Origin of the sequence: Mycobacterium sp. IS-1264, assembly GCF_001954195.1 — a bacterium.
In the GTDB taxonomy this organism is placed as follows: domain Bacteria; phylum Actinomycetota; class Actinomycetes; order Mycobacteriales; family Mycobacteriaceae; genus Mycobacterium.
On record NZ_MBES01000054.1, the window covers coordinates 45,715 to 65,803 of the forward strand.

General features: G+C 66.8%; 18 protein-coding genes. 15 read left to right on the forward strand and 3 right to left on the reverse strand.

What is annotated here, in order from left to right:
• Nucleotides 1-39 precede the first annotated feature (39 nt).
• Genes A5744_RS11065 through A5744_RS11080 form a run of 4 tightly spaced genes read left to right on the forward strand, consistent with a single transcriptional unit; the run spans nucleotide 40 to nucleotide 3,810 of the window.
• The gene (locus A5744_RS11065) at nucleotides 40-900 is read left to right on the forward strand and encodes an adenylate/guanylate cyclase domain-containing protein (RefSeq protein ID WP_083679273.1); all 861 of its coding nucleotides are present in this window, start codon (nucleotides 40-42) and stop codon (nucleotides 898-900) included.
• Complete coding sequence (galT, locus tag A5744_RS11070) at nucleotides 806-1,954, forward strand: galactose-1-phosphate uridylyltransferase (RefSeq protein WP_076060903.1); 1,149 nt, start codon at nucleotides 806-808, stop codon at nucleotides 1,952-1,954. Before A5744_RS11065 ends, galT begins: the two co-directional genes overlap by 95 nt.
• The gene (locus A5744_RS11075; protein ID WP_076060905.1) at nucleotides 1,951-3,048 is read left to right on the forward strand and encodes a galactokinase; all 1,098 of its coding nucleotides are present in this window, start codon (nucleotides 1,951-1,953) and stop codon (nucleotides 3,046-3,048) included. Before galT ends, A5744_RS11075 begins: the two co-directional genes overlap by 4 nt.
• Nucleotides 3,049-3,810 (forward strand): Mut7-C RNAse domain-containing protein, encoded by a 762-nt coding sequence (locus A5744_RS11080; RefSeq protein WP_076060907.1) that lies wholly within the window; start codon nucleotides 3,049-3,051, stop codon nucleotides 3,808-3,810. It begins immediately after the preceding gene.
• Nucleotides 3,811-3,817: 7 nt separating this feature from the next.
• On the opposite strand, the gene A5744_RS11085 is transcribed toward A5744_RS11080, so the two are convergent.
• The 3 genes from A5744_RS11085 to A5744_RS11095 form a co-directional block, all read right to left on the reverse strand.
• A complete protein-coding gene (locus A5744_RS11085; RefSeq protein ID WP_076060908.1) occupies nucleotides 3,818-4,300 on the reverse strand; it encodes a hypothetical protein in 483 nt (160 codons plus the stop codon).
• Between the two features lie 83 nt (nucleotides 4,301-4,383).
• Entirely contained in the window at nucleotides 4,384-5,061 is a 678-nt protein-coding gene (locus tag A5744_RS11090) for an LpqN/LpqT family lipoprotein (RefSeq protein ID WP_076060910.1), read from the reverse strand.
• Nucleotides 5,062-5,143: 82 nt separating this feature from the next.
• Nucleotides 5,144-7,531: a lysylphosphatidylglycerol synthase transmembrane domain-containing protein gene (locus A5744_RS11095; RefSeq protein WP_076060912.1), complete on the reverse strand. Its 2,388-nt coding sequence runs from the start codon at nucleotides 7,529-7,531 to the stop codon at nucleotides 5,144-5,146.
• 120 nt (nucleotides 7,532-7,651) lie between these two features.
• On the opposite strand from A5744_RS11095, the gene A5744_RS11100 reads away from it, so the two are divergent.
• The 11 genes from A5744_RS11100 (at nucleotide 7,652) to A5744_RS11150 (ending at nucleotide 20,078) form a co-directional block, all read left to right on the forward strand.
• Entirely contained in the window at nucleotides 7,652-8,602 is a 951-nt protein-coding gene (locus A5744_RS11100; RefSeq protein WP_076060971.1) for a class I SAM-dependent methyltransferase, read from the forward strand.
• A gap of 2 nt (nucleotides 8,603-8,604) precedes the next feature.
• Nucleotides 8,605-9,543: a class I SAM-dependent methyltransferase gene (locus A5744_RS11105; protein ID WP_076060913.1), complete on the forward strand. Its 939-nt coding sequence runs from the start codon at nucleotides 8,605-8,607 to the stop codon at nucleotides 9,541-9,543.
• 172 nt (nucleotides 9,544-9,715) lie between these two features.
• The gene (locus A5744_RS11110; protein ID WP_076060915.1) at nucleotides 9,716-10,435 is read left to right on the forward strand and encodes a FadR/GntR family transcriptional regulator; all 720 of its coding nucleotides are present in this window, start codon (nucleotides 9,716-9,718) and stop codon (nucleotides 10,433-10,435) included.
• Nucleotides 10,432-11,229, forward strand: a complete 798-nt coding sequence (locus A5744_RS11115; protein WP_076060917.1) for an ABC transporter permease — start codon at nucleotides 10,432-10,434, stop codon at nucleotides 11,227-11,229. Before A5744_RS11110 ends, A5744_RS11115 begins: the two co-directional genes overlap by 4 nt.
• Before the next feature lies 1 nt (nucleotide 11,230).
• Nucleotides 11,231-12,100, forward strand: coding sequence for an ABC transporter permease (locus A5744_RS11120; protein ID WP_076060919.1), 870 nt, complete (start codon nucleotides 11,231-11,233; stop codon nucleotides 12,098-12,100).
• 5 nt (nucleotides 12,101-12,105) lie between these two features.
• Nucleotides 12,106-13,320: an MCE family protein gene (locus A5744_RS11125; RefSeq protein WP_076060920.1), complete on the forward strand. Its 1,215-nt coding sequence runs from the start codon at nucleotides 12,106-12,108 to the stop codon at nucleotides 13,318-13,320.
• Complete coding sequence (locus A5744_RS11130; protein WP_076060922.1) at nucleotides 13,317-14,348, forward strand: MlaD family protein; 1,032 nt, start codon at nucleotides 13,317-13,319, stop codon at nucleotides 14,346-14,348. The genes A5744_RS11125 and A5744_RS11130 overlap by 4 nt, the downstream gene beginning before the upstream one ends.
• On the forward strand, nucleotides 14,345-15,889 hold the full coding sequence (locus tag A5744_RS11135) for a virulence factor Mce family protein (RefSeq protein WP_076060924.1): 1,545 nt from the start codon (nucleotides 14,345-14,347) through the stop codon (nucleotides 15,887-15,889). Before A5744_RS11130 ends, A5744_RS11135 begins: the two co-directional genes overlap by 4 nt.
• Nucleotides 15,886-17,385 (forward strand): virulence factor Mce family protein, encoded by a 1,500-nt coding sequence (locus A5744_RS11140; RefSeq protein WP_076060925.1) that lies wholly within the window; start codon nucleotides 15,886-15,888, stop codon nucleotides 17,383-17,385. The genes A5744_RS11135 and A5744_RS11140 overlap by 4 nt, the downstream gene beginning before the upstream one ends.
• 44 nt (nucleotides 17,386-17,429) lie before the next feature.
• A complete protein-coding gene (locus tag A5744_RS11145; protein WP_139331313.1) occupies nucleotides 17,430-18,524 on the forward strand; it encodes a virulence factor Mce family protein in 1,095 nt (364 codons plus the stop codon).
• A 3-nt stretch (nucleotides 18,525-18,527) separates the two neighbouring features.
• A complete protein-coding gene (locus tag A5744_RS11150) occupies nucleotides 18,528-20,078 on the forward strand; it encodes an MlaD family protein (protein ID WP_076060929.1) in 1,551 nt (516 codons plus the stop codon).
• Nucleotides 20,079-20,089 lie beyond the last annotated feature (11 nt).

Consider the following 20,089-nt stretch of genomic DNA (forward strand, 5'->3'; position numbering starts at 1 on the left):
CTCATGTGCCGTAACGGCGTCGGGGTGGACCATTTCACCATGATTGACGGCAAGACCCCGCGCCAGACCGCGCCGGTGACCCCGGAGCAGCGGTGGGACAAGGTGTTGACCGAAGGTCACGCGCCTTTGGTGAGCGCGCGGCGGGTGTTTCGCCACCTGCCGTCGGCCCCACGTTGCAAGCTGTGCAACAACCCCTTTGGTGGCCTGATCGGCCGCGCTTTCGCCGCGGCCGGGTTCCGACCGTCGCGCAAGAACCCCAACCTGTGCAGTCGTTGTTGTGATGTGCTGCCCCCCGGTGGCGCGGAGGTCGATATCGCGGTGTTGTTCGCCGACGTTCGCGACTCCACCGCGCTGGGCCAGCGCGCGGTTGCCGCAGATTTCGCCGCGTTGCTCAACCGGTTCTACGTCGTTGCGACACAGACCCTGCTGCGGCACGACGCGGTGATCGACAAACTCATCGGCGACGAGATCATGGCGTTCTTTGTTCGGGGCATCAGCGGTCCGCAATACCGGCGGCGCGCGGTTCTGGCCGCGACGGAGCTGATCGAGGCGGTCGGGTACGGCAGCGCCGAGGGGCCTTGGCTGAAGCTAGGGGTAGCGGTCAATGCGGGGGTCGCATACGTCGGCAACGTCGGGGGCGCGGTGGTCGATTTCACCGCCCTCGGTGATCCGGTCAACGTGTCGGCCCGGATGCAACAACACGCCGCCGGCGGGGAGTTGCTCGTCGCATCCGGAGTGGCCGACGAGCTGATGGGAATGGCGCCGCGGCGGCGACTCGACCTGCGCGGGCACGACCAGCCGATCGATGCCTTCGTTCTGGATTCGGCCTCGCGCGGTGGCCAAGCTAGTCTTCAACGTCGTGACACCGCCGACGCGGGCCAAGCTGGCCGACGGCCGTGACCTGCTTTTCTTTTCGCTGCCCGGGCACCGACCGGCCCCGGTCGAAGACCGCAGGCCGCTGCCGCCGCGCGACCCCGACCAGTCGCACTTGCGGTTCGACCGCTCGACCGGACAGTGGGTGATCATCGCGGCGCTACGCCAAGACCGCACCTATAAGCCGCCGCCGGACCAGTGCCCGCTGTGTCCGGGCCCGACCGGGCTGACCAGCGAGGTGCCCGCCCCCGATTACGACGTCGTCGTTTTCGAGAACCGCTTCCCGAGCCTGTCCGGCGCCTCAGCCGGTCATCCGGCGCCGGTGCCGCCCGCCGGTGACGGCTTCGTGTCCGCTCCCGCGCATGGGCGCTGCGAGGTGATCTGCTTTTCCAGCGACCACACCGGGTCGTTCGCGCAGCTGCAACCGCCGCATGCCCGGCTCGTCGTGGACGCATGGCGGCACCGCACGGCCGATTTGATCGCAAAGCCCGGCATCGAGCAGGTGTTCTGTTTCGAAAACCGCGGCGAGGAAATCGGGGTCACTCTGACCCATCCGCACGGTCAGATCTACGGCTACCCGTATCTGACGCCGCGCACCGCTGCCATGCTCGGCCAGGCCCGCGAACATCGAATGCGCCACGGCAGCAACCTCTTTGCCGACCTCCTGGCGCGCGAGATCGCCGACGGCAGCCGCGTGATCGCGCGCACCGAGCTGTTCACGGCGTTCGTGCCGTTCGCGGCGCGCTGGCCGGTCGAGGTGCACATCTACCCGAACAGGTTCGTGCACAACCTTGCCGACCTCGACGAAGACGAACTGAACGGGTTCGCCCAGATCTACCTCGACGTGCTGGGACGGTTCGACCGAATGTATTCGGCTCCGCTGCCATACATTTCGGCGCTGCACCAGTTCGCAGACACGCACGACCAGGCCGACGGCTACTTCCACGTCGAGCTGATGTCGATCCGGCGCAGCGCCACCAAGCTGAAGTACCTGGCGGCCTCCGAATCGGCGATGGACGCGTTCATCGGCGACGTCACGCCCGAAGCGGTGGCCCAGCGGCTGCGGGAGCTCGGCCGATGACCGACTCGAGCGTGCGGTACGCCGCCCCCGGGCGGATCAACCTGATCGGGGAACACACCGACTACAACCTCGGGTTCGCGCTGCCGATCGCGCTTCCGCAACGCACCCTGGTGACTTTTCTTCCCGACGGCGGCGACGCGATCACCGTGGGCAGCGATCGCGCGGACGGCTCGGTGCGCATTCCTCTCGACACCGCTCCCGGCGGGGTGACCGGTTGGGCCGGCTACGTGGCCGGGGTGATGTGGGCGCTGCGACAGGCCGGCCACCCGGTGCCCGGCGGCGCGATGTCGATCACCAGCGACGTGGAGATGGGGTCGGGCCTGTCGTCCTCGGCGGCATTGGAATGCGCAACCCTCGGTGCGATCGCGGCGGCCGCCGGTGTGCGCATCGACGCAACGGAGCAGGCGCGGCTGGCTCAGCGCGCCGAAAACGAATACGTCGGCGCCCCAACGGGTTTGCTCGACCAGCTGGCCTCGCTGTTCGGGCGGCCCGCTACGGCACTGCTGATCGACTTTCGCGATGTCACGGTCGAACCGGTGGCCTTCGACCCCGAAGGCCGCGGCGTCACGCTGCTGCTGATCGACTCCCGGGCACGCCACCGTCACGCCGGCGGTGACTACGCGGCCCGGCGCGCCTCGTGCGAGCGTGCGGCCGCCGACCTGGGCGTGTCAACACTGCGTGATCTGCAGGATCGCGGCCCGTCGGTTCTGGCGAGAGTGACCGACCCGACGGACGCCCGTCGTGCCCGTCACGTGCTCACCGAGAACCGCCGGGTAACTGATTTCGTTGGCGCCCTGGGTGATTCGGACTTCGTCGAAGCCGGTCGCATCTTTACCGCCTCGCACGCCTCCATGCGCGACGACTTCGAAATCACCACCGAGCACATCGACCTGATCGCCGATGCCGCGGTGGGCGCGGGCGCCCTGGGTGCCCGGATGACCGGCGGCGGGTTCGGGGGCTGCGTGATCGCCCTGGTCCCTACCGACCGGACGGATTCGGTCGGCGCGGCGGTGCGACGGGCCGTGTCCGACGCGGGGTTTGAGCGGCCGGTGATCACCAGAACCCATGCGGCCGCGGGCGCGGGGCCCGAATAGGTGAACGGACCGCCGGGAGTCGGCTACGTCGAGGTTCGGGCGTATGCCGAACTGAACGACTTCCTGGCGCCCGAGCTCCGCGGCGCCACCGTGCGCCGCCCGTTCCGTTCCCACCAGACCGTCAAGGACGTGCTGGAGGCAATGGGCATTCCGCACACCGAGATTGACCTGATCCTGGTCAACGGTGATCCGGCCGGCTTCGACCACCGGCCCACGGCGGGCGACCGCATCGCCGCGTACCCGATGTTCGAGGCGCTCGACGTCGCGTCGACCGCAAAACTTCGGCCGGTGCCGTTGCGCGATCCGCGATTCGTCGTCGATGTGAACCTCGGCCGGCTCGCGCGGCTGCTGCGCGTCCTCGGCTTCGACGCGTGGTGGTCGAGGGATGCCGACGACGTGGCCCTGGCCCGCATCAGCCTCGACGAGCAGCGAATCCTGCTGACCCGCGATCGCGGCCTGCTGAAGCGCCGGGCCATCACGCATGGCCTCTTCGTCCACTCCCAGGATCCCGAGCAACAGGCCCTCGAGGTGATTCGGCGACTGGACCTCCGCGAACGGCTGGCGCCGCTCACCCGCTGCCTGCACTGCAACGGCGCATTAGTCGCGGTCGACAAGCGCGACGTGATCGACGAGCTCGAGCCGTTGACCGCCCAGTACTACGAGGAATTCAGCCGCTGCGCCGGGTGTGGCCGCATCTACTGGGCCGGCTCGCATTTCGCAAAGTTGCTCGGCCTCGTCGAACGGCTGCGCGCGCAGCTTTGATCGGCGCCTATACGGGAGTCAGCCGGACCGCTCCCAGGTGCATCCGGTCGACGGCCTCGGCGAATTCGTCGAGGGTCGGGATGCGCTGGTCGCGAAATTTCAATCCGATCATCCGCTGCGCACGCTGGACGCCGTAGGCCTGGGCGCAGCGCAGGTAGAGGTCGGAGACGACCGCGCGGTCCCGGATGAGCTCACCGCGCATGGTCGTCGTCTTGCCGTCGTAGACGACCTCGGCGGTGGCGCCGCCGCGGAAGTTCTGCTTCCAGGGCGCGCCGGTCAGCGCGTAGAGGTCGTTGTCAATCATGTGGGCGCTCACCGGAAGTGAGTACGGCTTCCCCGTCTTTCGTCCGGTGAAGCTCAACACCATCAGCTGCTTGCGCGCGGACCCGGCCAGCGGGGTGCGCAGCAGGGAGCGCAGCATCGGGTTGACGATGCGAAGTAGAGCCGACGGTGGGTGCCCGACGTCTATCGCGGGCGACTGTTCTGCCATGCCAACACCGTAGGACCAATCGGGGTCCGGGGGAACACGCGATCGCGCCGCGGAGAAGAACATTCCGCGGCGCGATCCGGTGCTCAGACGGAGATGGTGGTTTGGTCGTCGACGATGTTCATCCCGTCGATCAACGTCGCCTTGTCGGTGGCGAGTGCGTCGGCGTTGAGCTGCAGCACGAAGAGGGCGCCCTGGCCGGGGATCACCACGGTCTTCTGTCCGACGAACCGGGTCTTGCCGTCCTTGACGTAGGTGCCGCTGATCTGCCACGCCTGGAAGCCGCTGAGGGTGGACGCGGATCCGTCGCCGGAGACCTGGGCGCCCGGCAGATTCTGCACCTCGCCCGGGGCGTACTGGATGATCTTCGCCGGGTCGGCGTTACCGTCCAGCTTGGCGACCAGCGCCGAGATCGTCGGCGGATCGGAAGGATCCGACGGCTGAGAGAAGGCGATGGTGCCGTAGGAGGCGCTGCTTTCGTTGGCTACCTGCCAACCCGGGGGCATCGGCAGACTGATCGTGGGGGAGCCTGGATCGCCCCGGCGAACGGGGCTCTGCGTGATGTGGTTCTCGTTGAAGTAGTCGGCGATGGACTTGTGGGCCTGGCCGGAAGATGTCGCGCTGGTTGTCGTCGTGGTCGTCGACGTCGACGTGCTCGTCGATGTTGATGTCGACGTGGATGTCGATGTCTTGTTGTTGGATCCGCAACCCACGAGCGCCACAATCAGGGTCACGGTAATGGTTGCTGCGGTCAAGTGTTTCATCAATCAACTCTCCCGAAAATTGGGGCCGGCACCAGCGCCAGCCGCGCGGATTGAGACTAGCCGAAGTCGCTGCAGAAAGTTGCTAGACCATCTCGTTTGCGGTCAGCCACCGCATCACCGGCCACCCGACGAATACGGGCAGCCAGCAGGTGAGCACCCGATACAGCAGAACCGACGGCACACCGACGGCCGCGGGCACGCCGAATGCGGCCAGACCACCGATCAATGCCGCTTCCACGGCGCCGACGCCGCCGGGCGTCGGCGCGGCCGAGGCGAGCGTTCCCCCGACCATCGTCACCACGGTGCAGGTGACGAACGTCGCGCCGCCGCCGAAAGCCTCGACGCTTGCCCACAGCGCCAGGGCGGCACCGAGAGTCGTTCCGGCGCAACCGAGCACGATGAGCCCCAAGCGTTTTGGTTGTCGGGTGACTTCGATGACGTCGCGGGTGACCTCCTTCAGTTTCGGGCGCAGGTCCGTTGCCAGCCAGCGTCGCAGCCTGGGTACCAAGAGAAATGCGCCGACGATGCCCAGCGCCACGCCCGCGATCAGGTACAGCACTGTGGCGTTGGGGACGTAGTGCGCCAGGTCCATCGACGCGCCCGCGACGGTGCTGAACAAGATCAGCAATATAAGGTGCATGATCACCTGCATCGCTTGCTGCAGCGCCACCGCGGTCGTGGCTCGCACCGCGGACAGGCCGCCCCCTTTCTGCAAGTACCGTGTGCTCAGCGCGAGCCCGCCGACACCGGCCGGGGTGGTGGTCGCGGCAAAAGTGTTGGCCACCTGCGCGATTGATAGCTTCCAAAAATTCACCGATTCGTCGGCGCTGGCCCATAAAGCGGCGGCCGCGCCCACATACGTCAGCGCGGATATCACCACGCCCAGGAGTGCCCACCACCAGTTCGCCCTACTCACGTGGGATACAAATGTCGGCACGGTGCTGATGAACGGATATGCGACGTAGACCAGTGCGACGAGCAGCACCAGCTGAATGACCTGCCTGCGGGTGAACCGGGTGATCGTCTCGGTTTTGATCTGATCCGCGCCGGTTTGCCGCTGCACCTCCTCGCGGGCGGCGGAAATGACGGCCCCGGCGTCCGTTACCGACTGTCGAACACGTTTCGGCACAGCGGCTTTGGTGAGCCTGCGGGAGGCGGTCAAGACGGCGTCTTTGCCGAATACGTCGATCGCGGCGGTCACCGCGGATTTCGGGTCATATAGCGCCGACGTGGTCACCAGGAGTTGTGCGACGTCGGACTGCAATTGGGCCTCGGTGGCGCCGTATTCGGCGCTGCCGAATCCCCCGAAGAACACGGTGCCGTCGCGCACCGTGATCTCGTCGCCGCGCAAATTTCCGTGCGAAATCTGCTGTCCCTGCAGGGTTTTCAGCGACTCCCACACTGCGGCGACGGGTGTCGCGGAGGCGCATTCAACCAGGGGAAGCCCTTGCACCGGCCGGTGCGCGTACATGATCCAGCCGCGGTCGAGTTCGGCGACCGCAATCGTCGCCGTGTTGGCAACTCCCACTTGGCCGATGGCGATGGCCATCAATGCGCGGTGCTCGACGATACGACGCATCGAGGTCTGAAAGGGCGCGGTCTCGGAGCCGCGCAGCCTTAGCTTCCACCACAATTGGCGCAATGCGCCACCGCTGCGCTGATGCGGGCCGTACAACTCGACAACGGCGGTGTCGGAGTCCGAATCGGAGTCCTGACATATTGCGTTAAGTACTAGCGGCCCCTGTCCGGCCGGCTGGATCACGCGCAATCGGGTGACCACGCAGCCGCGTTTGGCCAGCGCACGCGCGGCACCGTCCAGCGGCACCTCCAGAGCGGGTGTGCCGACGACCAGAACCACCAGCGCGCCGACGAACCAACCCACCGCCAGTCCCAGCAGGGAGCGGGCCGGGATTATCGCGCTGATGAACAGGTGGATCGGCACGAACGCCAGCAGCAGCGCCCACCACCAACGTCGCCAGCGCGCGGGAAGCCAGGGACCGGATACCGTCAGCACGGCCGCGAGCAGGGCGATCCACCGTGGGTCGTCCAGGATCTGGGCCAACACGGTTTGGGGTCGATCAGTCAGGTCGAAGTGCCATCGGGGCGCCGCGATGCCGTTGCCGCCGATCGAGAGCGGAAGAACGGCCAACAGCCCCGCGGCCGCGTAGGCGCCGAGCAGTTTCCACTGCCGGGCTGCGATCAATCCGATCAGGATCGCGAACGGCAGCACCAGTATCGCGATGCCGTACGCCAGGTAGACCAGATCGGATTGTGTCGGTGTCAGCACGCCGACGATCTCGGAGATCGACTTTTCCAGCGCGACCCACTGCGGGCGGGTGATCAACGAACCGGCGATGACGATCCCGAAGAACACCACGGTGGCGCCGAGCCGCAGGATGTCGTTGGTCCGTCGGGTCAGTGGTTGCAGCAAGTCGCCCGAGACGCTGATGTCACGCCCGTCAACCCGCATGTCCGACAACTTAACCGGATACCTCCGGGTCAGCGGGGGAGAACCTGACGTACAGCTGGCTCACACGCAGCGCGCGTACGGTCGCTATGTAGGCGTGCTAGCAAATTGGAGGACGTGAGCGTGGCGAGAACCGACAACGACACCTGGGACATCACCGAGAGCGTGGGCGCGACGGCGCTGGGCGTGGCGGCGGCCCGCGCGGCCGAAACCGAGAGCGAGAACCCGCTGATCAGCGACCCGTTTGCGCGGGTGTTCCTCGACGCTGCGGGAGACGGTATGTGGAACTGGTTCGCCGCACCGGACCTGCCCGCCGAGATCGCCGAGGCCGAACCCGACCTACAGCCGCGCATGCAGTCAATGGTCGGCTACATGGCCGCGCGGACCTTGTTTTTCGACCAGTTCTTCCTGGATGCCGCCCGCTCGGGCGTGCATCAGGTGGTGATCCTGGCGGCAGGGTTGGACTCGCGGGCGTGGCGGCTGCCCTGGCCCGACGGCGTCACGGTCTACGAGCTCGACCAGCCCCGGGTGCTGGAATTCAAGTCGTCGACGTTGCACGACAGCGGTGCCGAGCCGAAGTGCAACGCGGTGCATGTCCCGGTGGACCTGCGGCACGATTGGCCGGCGGAGTTGCAGCAGGCCGGTTTCGACGCCTCCGCGCCGAGCGCGTGGTCGGCCGAGGGGCTGTTGCCGTTCTTGCCGGCGGCGGCACAGGAGTTGCTCTTCGAGCGCGTTCAGGCGCTCGGTGCCGCCGGCAGCCGGATCGCGGTGGAGGCACCCGGCCCCGACTTCGTCGACCCGGACGCCATCGCAAAGCGGCGCGAGACGATGCAACGGGTGCGCGAGCTGATGGCCAAACTTGAGCCGAAGCGGGAGATCCCCGAGGTTCAGGACCTGTGGTACCTGGAGGAGCGCGAAGACGTCGACGCCTGGTTGCGCCGCCACGGCTGGGACACCACGGTGACGCCGGCCGAGGAACTGATGGCCCGCTACGACCGGACTCCGCCGCAGCACATCGAAGGCGCCGCCCCGCGGACCCTGTTCGTGACGGGCGAGCGGACGGAAGGGAACTGAGCGTGGCCAGAACCGACAACGACACCTGGGAGATCACCGAGAGCGTAGGGACGACGGCGCTGGGGGTGGCATCGGCCCGCGCGGCGGAAACCGAGAGCGACAACCCGATGATCCGCGACCCGTTCGCACGCGTGTTCCTCGATGCGGCGGGTGATGGGCTGTGGAACTGGTATTCGGCATCGCAGCTGCCCTCCAAGCTCCTCGACGCCGAACCCGAGATTCGGCTGCAGATGCAGGCGATGGTCGGCTACATGGCATGCCGCACGGCCTTTTTCGACGAATTCTTCATCGACGCGACGGGCGCGGGCATCCGCCAGGCGGTGATCCTGGCCGCGGGACTGGACTCCCGGGCCTGGCGGCTACCCTGGCCCGACGGCGTCACGGTCTACGAGCTGGACCAGCCAAGGGTGCTGGAGTTCAAATCGGCGACACTGGACGAGCACGGGGCACAGCCGGCCTGCAACCGGATCGCCGTCCCGGTGGACCTGCGTCAGGACTGGCCGACGGCGTTGCGCCAGGCCGGTTTTGACGCGTCGGCGCCCAGTGCCTGGTCGGCCGAGGGGTTGATGCCCTACCTGCCGGCCGCGGCCCAGGACCTGCTCTTCGAGCGCGTTGACGCGCTGGCGGCCAACGGCAGCCGTGTCGCCGTGGAGGCGCTGGGCCCCCGATTTCACGACCCGGAGTTCCGCGCCAAGCGTCGGGCGCGGATGGAGCGGATCCGTGCCGTCATGACCGAAGTAGACCCGCAGCGGGAGGTTCCCAACAACGAGGAGCTGTTCTACTTCGAGGAGCGCGAAGACGTCGGTGACTGGTTCCGGCGCCACGGCTGGGGCGTGACGGTGACGCCGTCCAACGAGCTGATGGCCGGCTATGGGCGCAGCGCCCCCCACGAGGTCGCGGACACCATGCCGGGAAACCTGTTCGTGGCCGCGCAACGGTAGGCAAGCCAGCGGCGCGTCGCCGAACGTGCGGCTGGCCGCACACTCGAGCCCGAACGTGCGGCCAGCCGCACGCTCGCCGGCCCAATGCGGTACGAAACTCACGCGGCGAAAGATTCGCGACACGCCGGTGGTCTGACCACTTTACAAGCGTCACACCAGCCACACTGGCCGCATGCCGTTACCGCCGGTACGCCGATCCGTGCCGGAAAAGGTATTCGAGGAGATCGCCGCCGATGTGCTCAGCGGCGAGATGCGGCCCGGTCAGGCCTTGCCCAGCGAGCGCCGGTTGGCGGAGGTTTTCGGGGCATCGCGCCCCGCCGTCCGCGAGGGACTGAAGCGGCTCTCGGCGGCCAGCCTGGTCGAGGTGCGCCACGGCGGCGTCACCACCGTGCGCGATTTCCGGCGGCACGCCGGCCTTGACCTACTGCCCCGGTTGCTGTTTCGCGACGGCGAGGTCGACCCCGCCGTTTTCCGCAGCATCCTCGAGACCCGCCTGCGCATCGGTCCGAAGGTCGCGGAGCTGGCAGCCGAACGGCACGAACCGGAACTGGCCGAATTGCTCGAGGATTCGTTGCACCTCCTCGAGGCCGACAGGGACCCGGTCCAGTGGCAGCGCGACACGCTCGCGTTCTGGGATCACGTGGTCGACGGCACCGGCTCGATCGTATTTCGGTTGATGTACAACGCATTTCGCGCCGCGTACGAGCCTGCGCTCGCCGCGCTGGGCCGCGCGATGGCCGCCGACGCCAAACGCCCGGACGCCTACCGAACATTGGCCGCCGCGATATGCGCAGGCGATACCGCCGGGGCGAAGCAAGCCGCCCACGACGCACTCGAACTCGCCAACACCACGATGATCGCCGCCCTCGACCGCCAAGGGATCCGGCGATGAGCACCGCCACCGTGATCACCACGTATCTCCGTGGCCAGCTCCAGCCCGGGGTCGATGCGGTCGGCGGGTTCTACCGGACCTGCGTGCTCACCGGTAAGGCGCTGTTTCGGCGCCCTTTCCAGTGGCGGGAGACCATCGAGCAGGGCTGGTTCATCACGAGTGTCTCGTTACTGCCGACCCTCGCCGTCTCGATTCCGCTGACCGTCCTGATCATCTTCACGCTCAACATCTTGTTGGCCGAGTTCGGCGCCGCCGACATCTCGGGCGCGGGCGCGGCGCTCGGCGCGGTCACGCAGCTGGGCCCGCTGACCACCGTGCTGGTGATCGCCGGGGCCGGCGCCACCGCCATCTGCGCCGACCTCGGTGCCCGCACCATCCGCGAGGAAATCGACGCGATGGAGGTCCTCGGCATCGACCCCATCCAACGGCTGGTGGTGCCGCGGGTGGTCGCCGCGACGATCGTTGCCACACTGCTGAACGGCGCGGTGATCACCATCGGCCTGGTCGGTGGTTTCGTCTTCGGTGTTTTCATCCAACACATTTCGGCCGGCGCCTACGTCGGCACCCTCACCCTTGTCACCGGCTTACCCGAGGTGGTCATCTCGGTGGTCAAGTCCGCCACGTTCGGAGCGATCGCCGGCCTGGTCGGGTGTTATCGCGGCCTCACCACCAAGGGCGGTCCCAAAGGCGTCGGCACCGCCGTCAACGAAACGCTGGTGTTGTGCGTGATCGCGCTGTTCGCGGTCAACGTGGTGCTGACCACCATCGGCGTGCGGTTCGGAACGGGGCGCTGACGTGTCGACGCGAGTCATACTGCGCGCGCGCTACCCGCGGACGGCCGCCAACCTCAACCGCTATGGCGGCGGCGCGGCCCGAAGGCTGGAACGGATCGGGACTTTCGCGAGGTTCACCCGGATCAGCGTCATGCAGATCGCCTGGGCGCTACACCGCTACCGCCGCGAGACGCTGCGCCTGATCGCCGAGATCGGCATGGGCACCGGCGCGATGGCCGTGATCGGCGGCACGGTCGCGATCATCGGCTTCGTGACGCTGTCCGGCAGCTCGCTGATCGCCATCCAGGGCTTCGCGTCGCTGGGCAACATCGGCGTCGAGGCATTCACCGGATTCTTTGCGGCACTGGCCAATACACGGGTGGCCGCTCCCATCGTCTCGGGTGTCGCGCTGGCCGCCACGGTCGGCGCCGGCGCCACCGCCCAGCTGGGCGCCATGCGGATCAGCGAGGAGATCGACGCGCTGGAAGTCATGGGCATCAAGTCGATTTCGTTTCTGGTGTCCACCCGGATCCTGGGCGGGCTGGTGGTGATCGTGCCGCTGTACGCGCTGGCCCTCGACATGGCTTTCACGTCGGGACAGGTCGTCACGACGATCCTCTACGGACAGTCGAACGGCACGTATGAGCATTACTTTCGTACGTTCCTGCGCCCCGAGGACGTCGGCTGGTCGGTCGTGCAGGTCGTCATCATCGCGGTGGTCGTGATGATCACCCATTGCTACTACGGCTACACCGCCAGTGGTGGACCGGTCGGCGTCGGCCAGGCCGTCGGGCGATCGATGCGGTTTTCTCTGGTCTCGGTGGTGGTGGTGGTCCTGCTGGCCGAGTTGGCGCTCTACGGCGTCGACCCGAACTTCAATCTCACGGTGTAACACCCATGACGACGCAGCTGACGCGCAAGAGTCGACGGGTCCTCCTGTACGTGGAGGGTGTCGTCTTGTTGGCAGTCGCCGCGTTGGTTCTGGTGTTGGTGTACATGCAGTTTCGGGGGGATTTCACCCCGAAGACCGAGCTGACCATGGTGGCTTCGCGGGCGGGGCTGGTGATGGAACCCGGAGCGAAAGTCACCTTCAACGGGGTCGCGATCGGCCGGGTGGCCAGCATCACGGAGATCGAGCGTGACCGCGGCCCCGCGGCAAAGCTGGCGTTGGAGGTCAACCCCGAGTTCGTGAAGCTGATTCCGGCCAACGTGGTGGCGACCATCGAGGCCGCCACCCTGTTTGGCAACAAGTATGTGGCACTGTCTTCACCGGAAAACCCATTACCCCAACGGATCTCGCCGCGCGACGTCATCGACGTGCGGTCGGTGACCACCGAGTTCAACACGTTGTTCGAGTCGATCACCTCGATCGCCGAAAAGGTGGATCCGGTCGAACTCAACGCGACGCTCTCGGCGCTGGCGCAGGCGCTGGACGGGCTGGGCGGGGGCTTCGGAGACTCGCTGGTCAACGGCAATCAGGTTCTGCAGCACTTGAACCCGCGCGTCGAGCGGCTCGGATACGACGTGCGGCGGTTGGCGGATCTCGGCGAGATCTACACGCGCGCTTCGCCGGATCTGTGGGGCTTTCTGCAGAACGCGCTGACCACCGCCCGCACACTGACCAGGCAGCAGGGGGAACTGGACGCCGCGTTGTTGGCGGCGGCGGCCGCGGGCAAGACCGGTGAGGACATCTTCGCCAGGGGCGGGCCGTATCTGGTGCGCGGCGCAGCCGATCTGGTCCCCACCGCCGAGCTGCTCGACACCTACAGTCCCGAGCTGTTCTGCACGACGCGCAACTTTCACGACGCCGCGCCACTGATCCTGAACGCGGCCGGCGGCAACGGCTATTCGCTGGCGGCATACGGAACGCTGCTGCCGGCACCCAATCCCTATGTCTATCCGGACAATCTGCCCCGCGTGAACGCCCACGGCGGGCCCGGGGGGCGGCCGGGCTGCTGGCAGACGATCACCCGGGATCTGTGGCCGGCGCCCTATCTGGTGATGGACACCGGCGCCAGCCTCGCGCCGTACAACCACCTCGAGCTGGGCCAGCCACTGTTCGGTGAATACGTCTGGGGACGCCAATACGGGGAGAACACGATCAACCCATGAAAACCACTGGCACGGCACTCAAACTCGGCATCGTGTGGTTGGTTCTGCTCGTGTTCACCGTGGTGATCATCATCGTGTTCGGCCAAGTGCGTTTCGATCGCACCACCGGCTATTCCGCGGTGTTCTCCAACGCGAGCGGGCTGCGGGCCGGGCAGTTCGTCCGGGCGGCGGGCGTGGAGGTCGGCAAGGTCTCCAAGGTGACGTTGATCGACGGGGACAGGCGGGTTTTGGTGGCCTTCACGGTGGATGACTCGCTGTCGCTGGACAAGGCGACGACCGCGTCGATCCGCTACCTCAACCTGATCGGCGACCGCTACCTGGAGCTCAAGCGCGGCGACCTCGGCCAGCCGCTGTCCCCGGGCGGCACCATCCCGCTCGAGCACACGCAGCCGGCCTTGGATCTGGACGCCTTGATCGGCGGGTTTCGTCCGCTCTTCAAGGCGTTGGACCCGGACAAGGTCAACAGGCTCGCCCAGTCGATCATCACCGTGTTCCAGGGACAGGGCGCCACCATCAACGACATCCTCGACCAAACCGCCTCGCTCACCGCAACGTTGGCCGACAAGGATCAGGCGATCGGGGAGATAGTCACCAACTTGAACACGGTGCTGGCGACGGCGGTCAAGCATGAAAAGGAGTTCGACACAACGGTCGACAAGTTAGAGGTGTTGATCACCGGGCTGAAGAACAGGGCCGATCCGTTGGCGGCGGCGGTAGCCCACATCAGTGGCGCCGCGGGAACCCTGGCCGACCTGCTGGGGGAGGACCGGTCCCTGCTGCACAGCACATTCGGACGCCTGGAGGGAATCCAGCAGTCGCTGATACACGATCTGCCGACCCTCGACGACGTGTTACGCAAGCTGCCGGGTGCGTACCGGATCATCGGCCGCGCCGGCGGCACCTATGGCGACTTCTTCAACTTCTACCTGTGCGACATCTCGTTGAAAGTCAACGGATTGCAGCCCGGCGGTCCGGTACGCACCATCAAGCTCTTTGGGCAGCCCACCGGGAGGTGCACGCCGCAATGAGGACGCTGACGGAATCCAACCGCGGCCGCGTGGGGCTGATGGGTGTCGTGGTCACGCTGCTCATCATCGGTGTGGGACAAACCTTCACCAGTGTGCCGATGTTGTTCGCCACGCCCACCTACTACGCGGAATTCACCGACACCGGCGGGATCAATACGGGCGACAAGGTGGAAATCTCCGGGGTGGACGTCGGTCTGGTGCGCTCGCTGGCGATCCGCGGCAACAGGGTGGCGGTCGGGTTCACGCTGGATGGTAGGACGGTCGGGACGCAAAGCCGGGTAGCGATTCGCACCGAGACCATTCTCGGCCGCAAGAATATGCAGATCGAACCGCGTGGTTCAGAGCCGTTGCGGCCCAACGGTTTCCTTCCGTTGGCGCAAACCACCACGCCATACCAGGTCTACGACGCCTTCGTCGATGCCACGAAGGCGGCGAAGGGCTGGGACATCGAGGCCACCAAACGTTCGCTCAAGGTGTTGTCGGAGACCTTCGATCAGACCGCTCCGCATCTCAGTGCCGCCCTCGACGGGGTCAGGGCATTCTCGGACACCATCGGCAAGCGAGGCGAGCAGCTCAAGCAACTGCTGGCCAACACCAACAAGATCGCCCGGGTGCTGGGCGACCGCAGTGGCCAGTTCAACGGGTTGCTGGTCAATGCCGACACGCTGCTGGCCTCGTTCAAGCAACGCAGCCAGGCGCTGAGCATTCTGCTGAGCAATGTGTCGGACGTGTCAGCCCACGTGTCCGGTCTTTTTAAGGAAAACCCCAACCTCAATCATGTGCTGGCGCAGTTGGGTACGGTCAGTGACGAACTGGTCAAGCGCAAGAACGACCTGGCCGATGTGCTGGTACTGCTGAGCAGATACACCGCATCCCTGACCGAGGCCGTCGCTTCCGGGCCGTACTTCAAGGCGATGGTCGCGAATCTGCTTCCCTACCAAGTCCTTCAGCCGTGGGTTGACGCGGCGTTCAAAAAGCGGGGCATCGACCCCGAGAACTTCTGGCGCAGTGCCGGGCTGCCCGAATTCCGGTGGCCCGATCCCAACGGCACCCGGTTCCCCAACGGCGCGCCTCCGCCGGCGCCGACGGTGCTGGAAGGCACACCGCAGCATCCGGGGCCGGCCGTCCCGCCCGGATCGCCGTGCTCCTACACGCCGGGGCCGGGCGCCTCGCCGCGGCCCGACAATCCGCTGCCCTGCGCGGGCGCCGCCATCGGCCCGTTCGGTGGACCCGCATTCCCGGCGCCGCTCGACGTCCAGACGTCTGCGCCCAAACCCGATGGGCCGCAACCAGAACCGGGCATCCCGATCGCAGGCCGCCCGGGTGAGACGCCGCCGGATGTTCCGGGCGCACCGGCGCCGCTGCCGCCGCACGCGCCCCCCGGCGCGCGCACCGAACCGCTGGGGCCGGCCGGCCCGACACCGCCACCGTCGACGTTGGCGCCGGGCCTGCCGCCGCGCCCGGCCCCACCACCGGGACCGGGACCGCAGCTGCCGGCGCCGTTCATCACGCCCGGCGGGACGGGAGGTAGCAGCCAATGAGCACCATCTTCGACATTCGCAGCCTTCGACTGCCCAAAGTGTCGCGCAAGGCACTGCTCGCCGCGGCGTTGGTAACGGTGTTGGGCCTCGTCGCGCTCGTCGTCGGGGTGCAGCTCTACCGGAAGCTGACCAACACGAGCGTTGTCGCGTATTTCTCCGAGACCCTCGCGCTCTACCCCGGCGACAAGGTCCAGATCATGGGCGTGCGGGTGGGTTCGATCGACAAGATCGAGCCGGCCGGCGACAAGATGCGAGTCACCTTCCACTACAGCAACAAATACAAGGTGCCCCTCAACGCCACCGCATCGATACTCAACCCCAGCCTGGTGGCCTCGCGCACCATCCAGTTGTCACCGGCCTACACCGACGGACCGGTCATGAAGGACGGCGCGGTGATCCCCGTCGAGCGCACCCAGGTGCCCGTCGAGTGGGACCAGCTGCGCGACTCCCTCAACGGGATCCTGCGACAGCTCGGCCCAACACCGCAGCAGCCGGAGGGCCCGTTCGGCGAGCTCATCGAATCGGCCGCCGACAATCTGGCCGGTAAGGGCAAACAGGTCCACGACACCCTGAACAGCCTGTCCGAGGCGTTGACCGCGCTGAACGAGGGGCGAGGCGACTTCGTCTCGATCACCCGAAGCCTGGCGCAATTCATCGGCGCGCTGTACCAAAACGACCGACAGTTCGTCGCCCTCAACGACAACCTGGCTCAGTTCACCGATTGGTTCACCAAATCCGATCACGATGTGGCCGACACGGTCGCGCGGGTCGACGAGGTGCTCGCCATCACACGAAAGTTCGTGAACGACAACAGGTCCGCGCTCAGCCACGACGTCAACAACCTCGCCGACGCGACCACCGCGCTCCTGCAGCCCGAGCCGCGGGACGGTCTGGAAACGGCGTTGCACGTGCTGCCCACGTTCGCGGGCAACATCAACAACATCTACTATCCGGCGCACAGCTCGCTGGTGGGGTCGTTCGTATTTCCCAACTTCGCGAACCCGATTCATTTCATCTGCAGCTCCATTCAGGCCGGCAGCCGGCTCGGCTATCAGGACTCGGCCGAGCTGTGCGCACAGTATCTGGCGCCGGTGCTGGACTCCATCAAGTTCAACTACCTACCGTTCAGCGCGAACTTTTTCAGCTCGGCGGACACCTTGCCCAAGGAGGTGGCGTACTCCGAGGACCGGCTGCGCCCACCGCCGGGGTACAAGGACACCACCGTCCCCGGGATCTTCTCGCCGGACACACCCTTTTCGCACGGCAACCATGAACCGGGCTGGGTGGTCGCGCCCGGGATGCAGGGGACGCAGGTTCAGCCGTTCACGGCCAACGTGCTGACCCCGGACTCGCTGGCCGAGCTGATGGGTGGTCCGGACGCCCCGCCGCCGCCGCCGGCGAGCAACCTGCCGGGGCCGCCGAACGCCTATGACGAGTCCAATCCGCCTGCGCCGCCGTGGTTTTCGCAGCCCGCACAGCCGGGGCCGGGCCGGTGAAGCGCGTGATCGTCGGCGCCGCGCGCCGCGGCCTGGTGTTGCTGATGGCCTTGGTGTTGAGTTCGTGCACCTGGCGTGGCATCGCCAACGTGCCGCTGCCGGTCGGCCGTGGCACCGGCGCGGGCCACATGAGGATCTACGTCCAGGTGCCCGACACGCTGGCACTGAACACCAATAGCCGGGTGCGGGTCGCCGACGTCTGGGTCGGCACGGTGCGTGACATCAGGCTGAAGAACTGGATCGCGACGCTGACGCTGGATATCGATCCCAGCGTGCAGCTTCCGGCAAACGCGACCGCGAAGATCGGCCAGACCAGCCTGCTGGGCACTCAGCACGTGGAGCTGGCCGCGCCGAAAAACCCGTCGCCGCAACCGTTGAAGGCTGGCGACACCATCGGCCTGGCGAACTCTTCGGCATACCCCACCGTCGAACGGACGTTGGCCAGCATCGCGGTCATCCTCACGGGAGGCGGCATCACACACCTCGAGGTGATCCAAAACGAGATCCTCAATGCCCTTGACGGCCATGTCGATCAGGTTCGCGAATTCCTCGGGCGGTTGGACACATTCACCGCCGAACTGAATCGGCGAACCGGTGATCTGACCCGCGCAATCGATTCGACCAACGAACTCCTGGCCGCCATCGCGGACCACAACGACACGCTGGATCGGGTGCTCACCGACATCCCACCGCTGATCCGCCACTTCGCCGACACCCGCGAATTGTTCGCCGACGCCGTCGAATCCCTGGGGCGGTTCAGCGACGCCGCCAACCGGGCGCTATCGGATTCGCGGCGCAACCTGCGCCAGAACCTGGATTCCTTGCAGCGGCCGCTCATTCAGCTCGAGCGGGCCTCGCCGCTAACGGTCGATGCGTTGCGGTTGGGCCTCACCGCGCCGTTCAACATCGACGGTGTCCCCAAGCTGATCCGCGGCGACTACATCAACATTTCGGCCGGCATCGACCTGACCTTGTCCGCCCTGGACAACGCATTGCTGAGCGGAACGGGACTGTCCGGCATGTTCCGAGCGCTCGAGCAGGCGTGGGGCCGCGATCCGGCGACGATGATCCCGGACGTCCGCTATACGCCGAACCCGAACGACGCCCCGGGCGGACCTCTGGTGGAACGGGGCGAGTGAAAGATGCTGACTCGCCTCATCAAAACCCAACTGGTGCTGTTGGTGGTGATGGCGGTCGCTGCGATCGTGGTGTTGGGCTGGTACTTCCTGCGGATACCCAGTCTCGTCGGCATCGGGCGATACACGCTCTATGCCGAATTGCCGCAGTCCGGTGGGCTTTATCGAACCGCGAACGTCACCTATCGGGGCATCACCATAGGGACGGTCACCGCCGTCGACCCGACCGCGCGCGGTGCGCGGGCAACGATGAGCATCGACAACGGCTACCAGATCCCGACCGACACGTGGGCCAATGTGCACTCCGTGTCCGCGGTCGGTGAGCAGTACCTCGACCTGGTGTCCACCCGCACCGGCGGTCCGTACCTCGAGAACAACCAGACGATCACCAGAAGCACGGTCCCCAGCCAGATCGGCCCGGCGCTCGATGCCGCCAACCGTGGGTTGGCCGTGCTGCCCAAGGACAAGGTGGCGTCACTGCTCTACGAGGCATCGCAGGCCCTGGGTGGGCTGGGGCCGTCGCTTCGGCGCCTGGTCGACGCCGCCGAGGGCATCAGCCACGACTTCAACGGCAGCATCGGCGATGTCGACGACATCGTCGACCATTCGGCGCCCATCATCGACAGCCAGGTCAATTCGGGTGACGACATCGCGCGCTGGGCCGCCAACCTCAACACGCTGACCGCGCAAACCGCGCAGCAGGATCAAGCGATTCGTCGCATCCTGTCCAACGCCGCACCGACCGCCGAGCAGGTCAACGCCACGTTCGGCGATGTGCGGGAATCGCTACCGCAGACGCTGGCCAATCTCGAGGTCGTGATCGACATGCTCAAGCGCTATCACAACGGCGTCGAGCAGGCGTTGGTGTTCTTGCCACAGTCCGCAGCCGCCGCCCAGTCGGTTACCTCGGAATTTCCCGGTCAGGCGGCACTCGGCGTCGGCGCCCTGTCCCTCAACCAGCCACCGCCGTGCCTGACCGGCTTCCTGCCGGCATCGGAATGGCGGGCGCCGGCCGATACCAGCACCGCGCCGCTACCCAGTGGGACCTACTGCAAGATTCCGATGGACGCGCAGAACGTCGTCCGTGGGGCACGCAACTACCCGTGCGCCGACGTGCCGGGCAAGCGGGCCGCGTCCCCGCGGGAGTGCCGCAGCAGCGAGCCGTATGTGCCGCTGGGTACCAATCCGTGGTACGGAGACCCGAATCAGATCCTGACGTGCCCCGCCCCGGCCGCGCGGTGTGACCAGCCGGTGAAACCCGGTCTGGTGATCCCCGCACCGTCGGTCAACAACGGTCTCAACCCGCTGCCCGCCGATCGGCTGCCGGGCACGCCGCCCCCGGTCAGCGACCCGCTGCAGCGACCCGGATCGGGCACCGTCCGCTGCAACGGGCAGCAGCCCAATCCGTGCGTCTACACCCCGGATTCGCTTTCCGCTGCAATCTATGACGTGCAGAGCGGCAAAGTCGTGGGGCCTGACGGCGTGGTCTATTCCGTTGAGAACTCGACCAACATCGGCGACGAGGGGTGGAAGAAGATGCTGACGCCGGCCCGCTGAAGCGGCGTTTC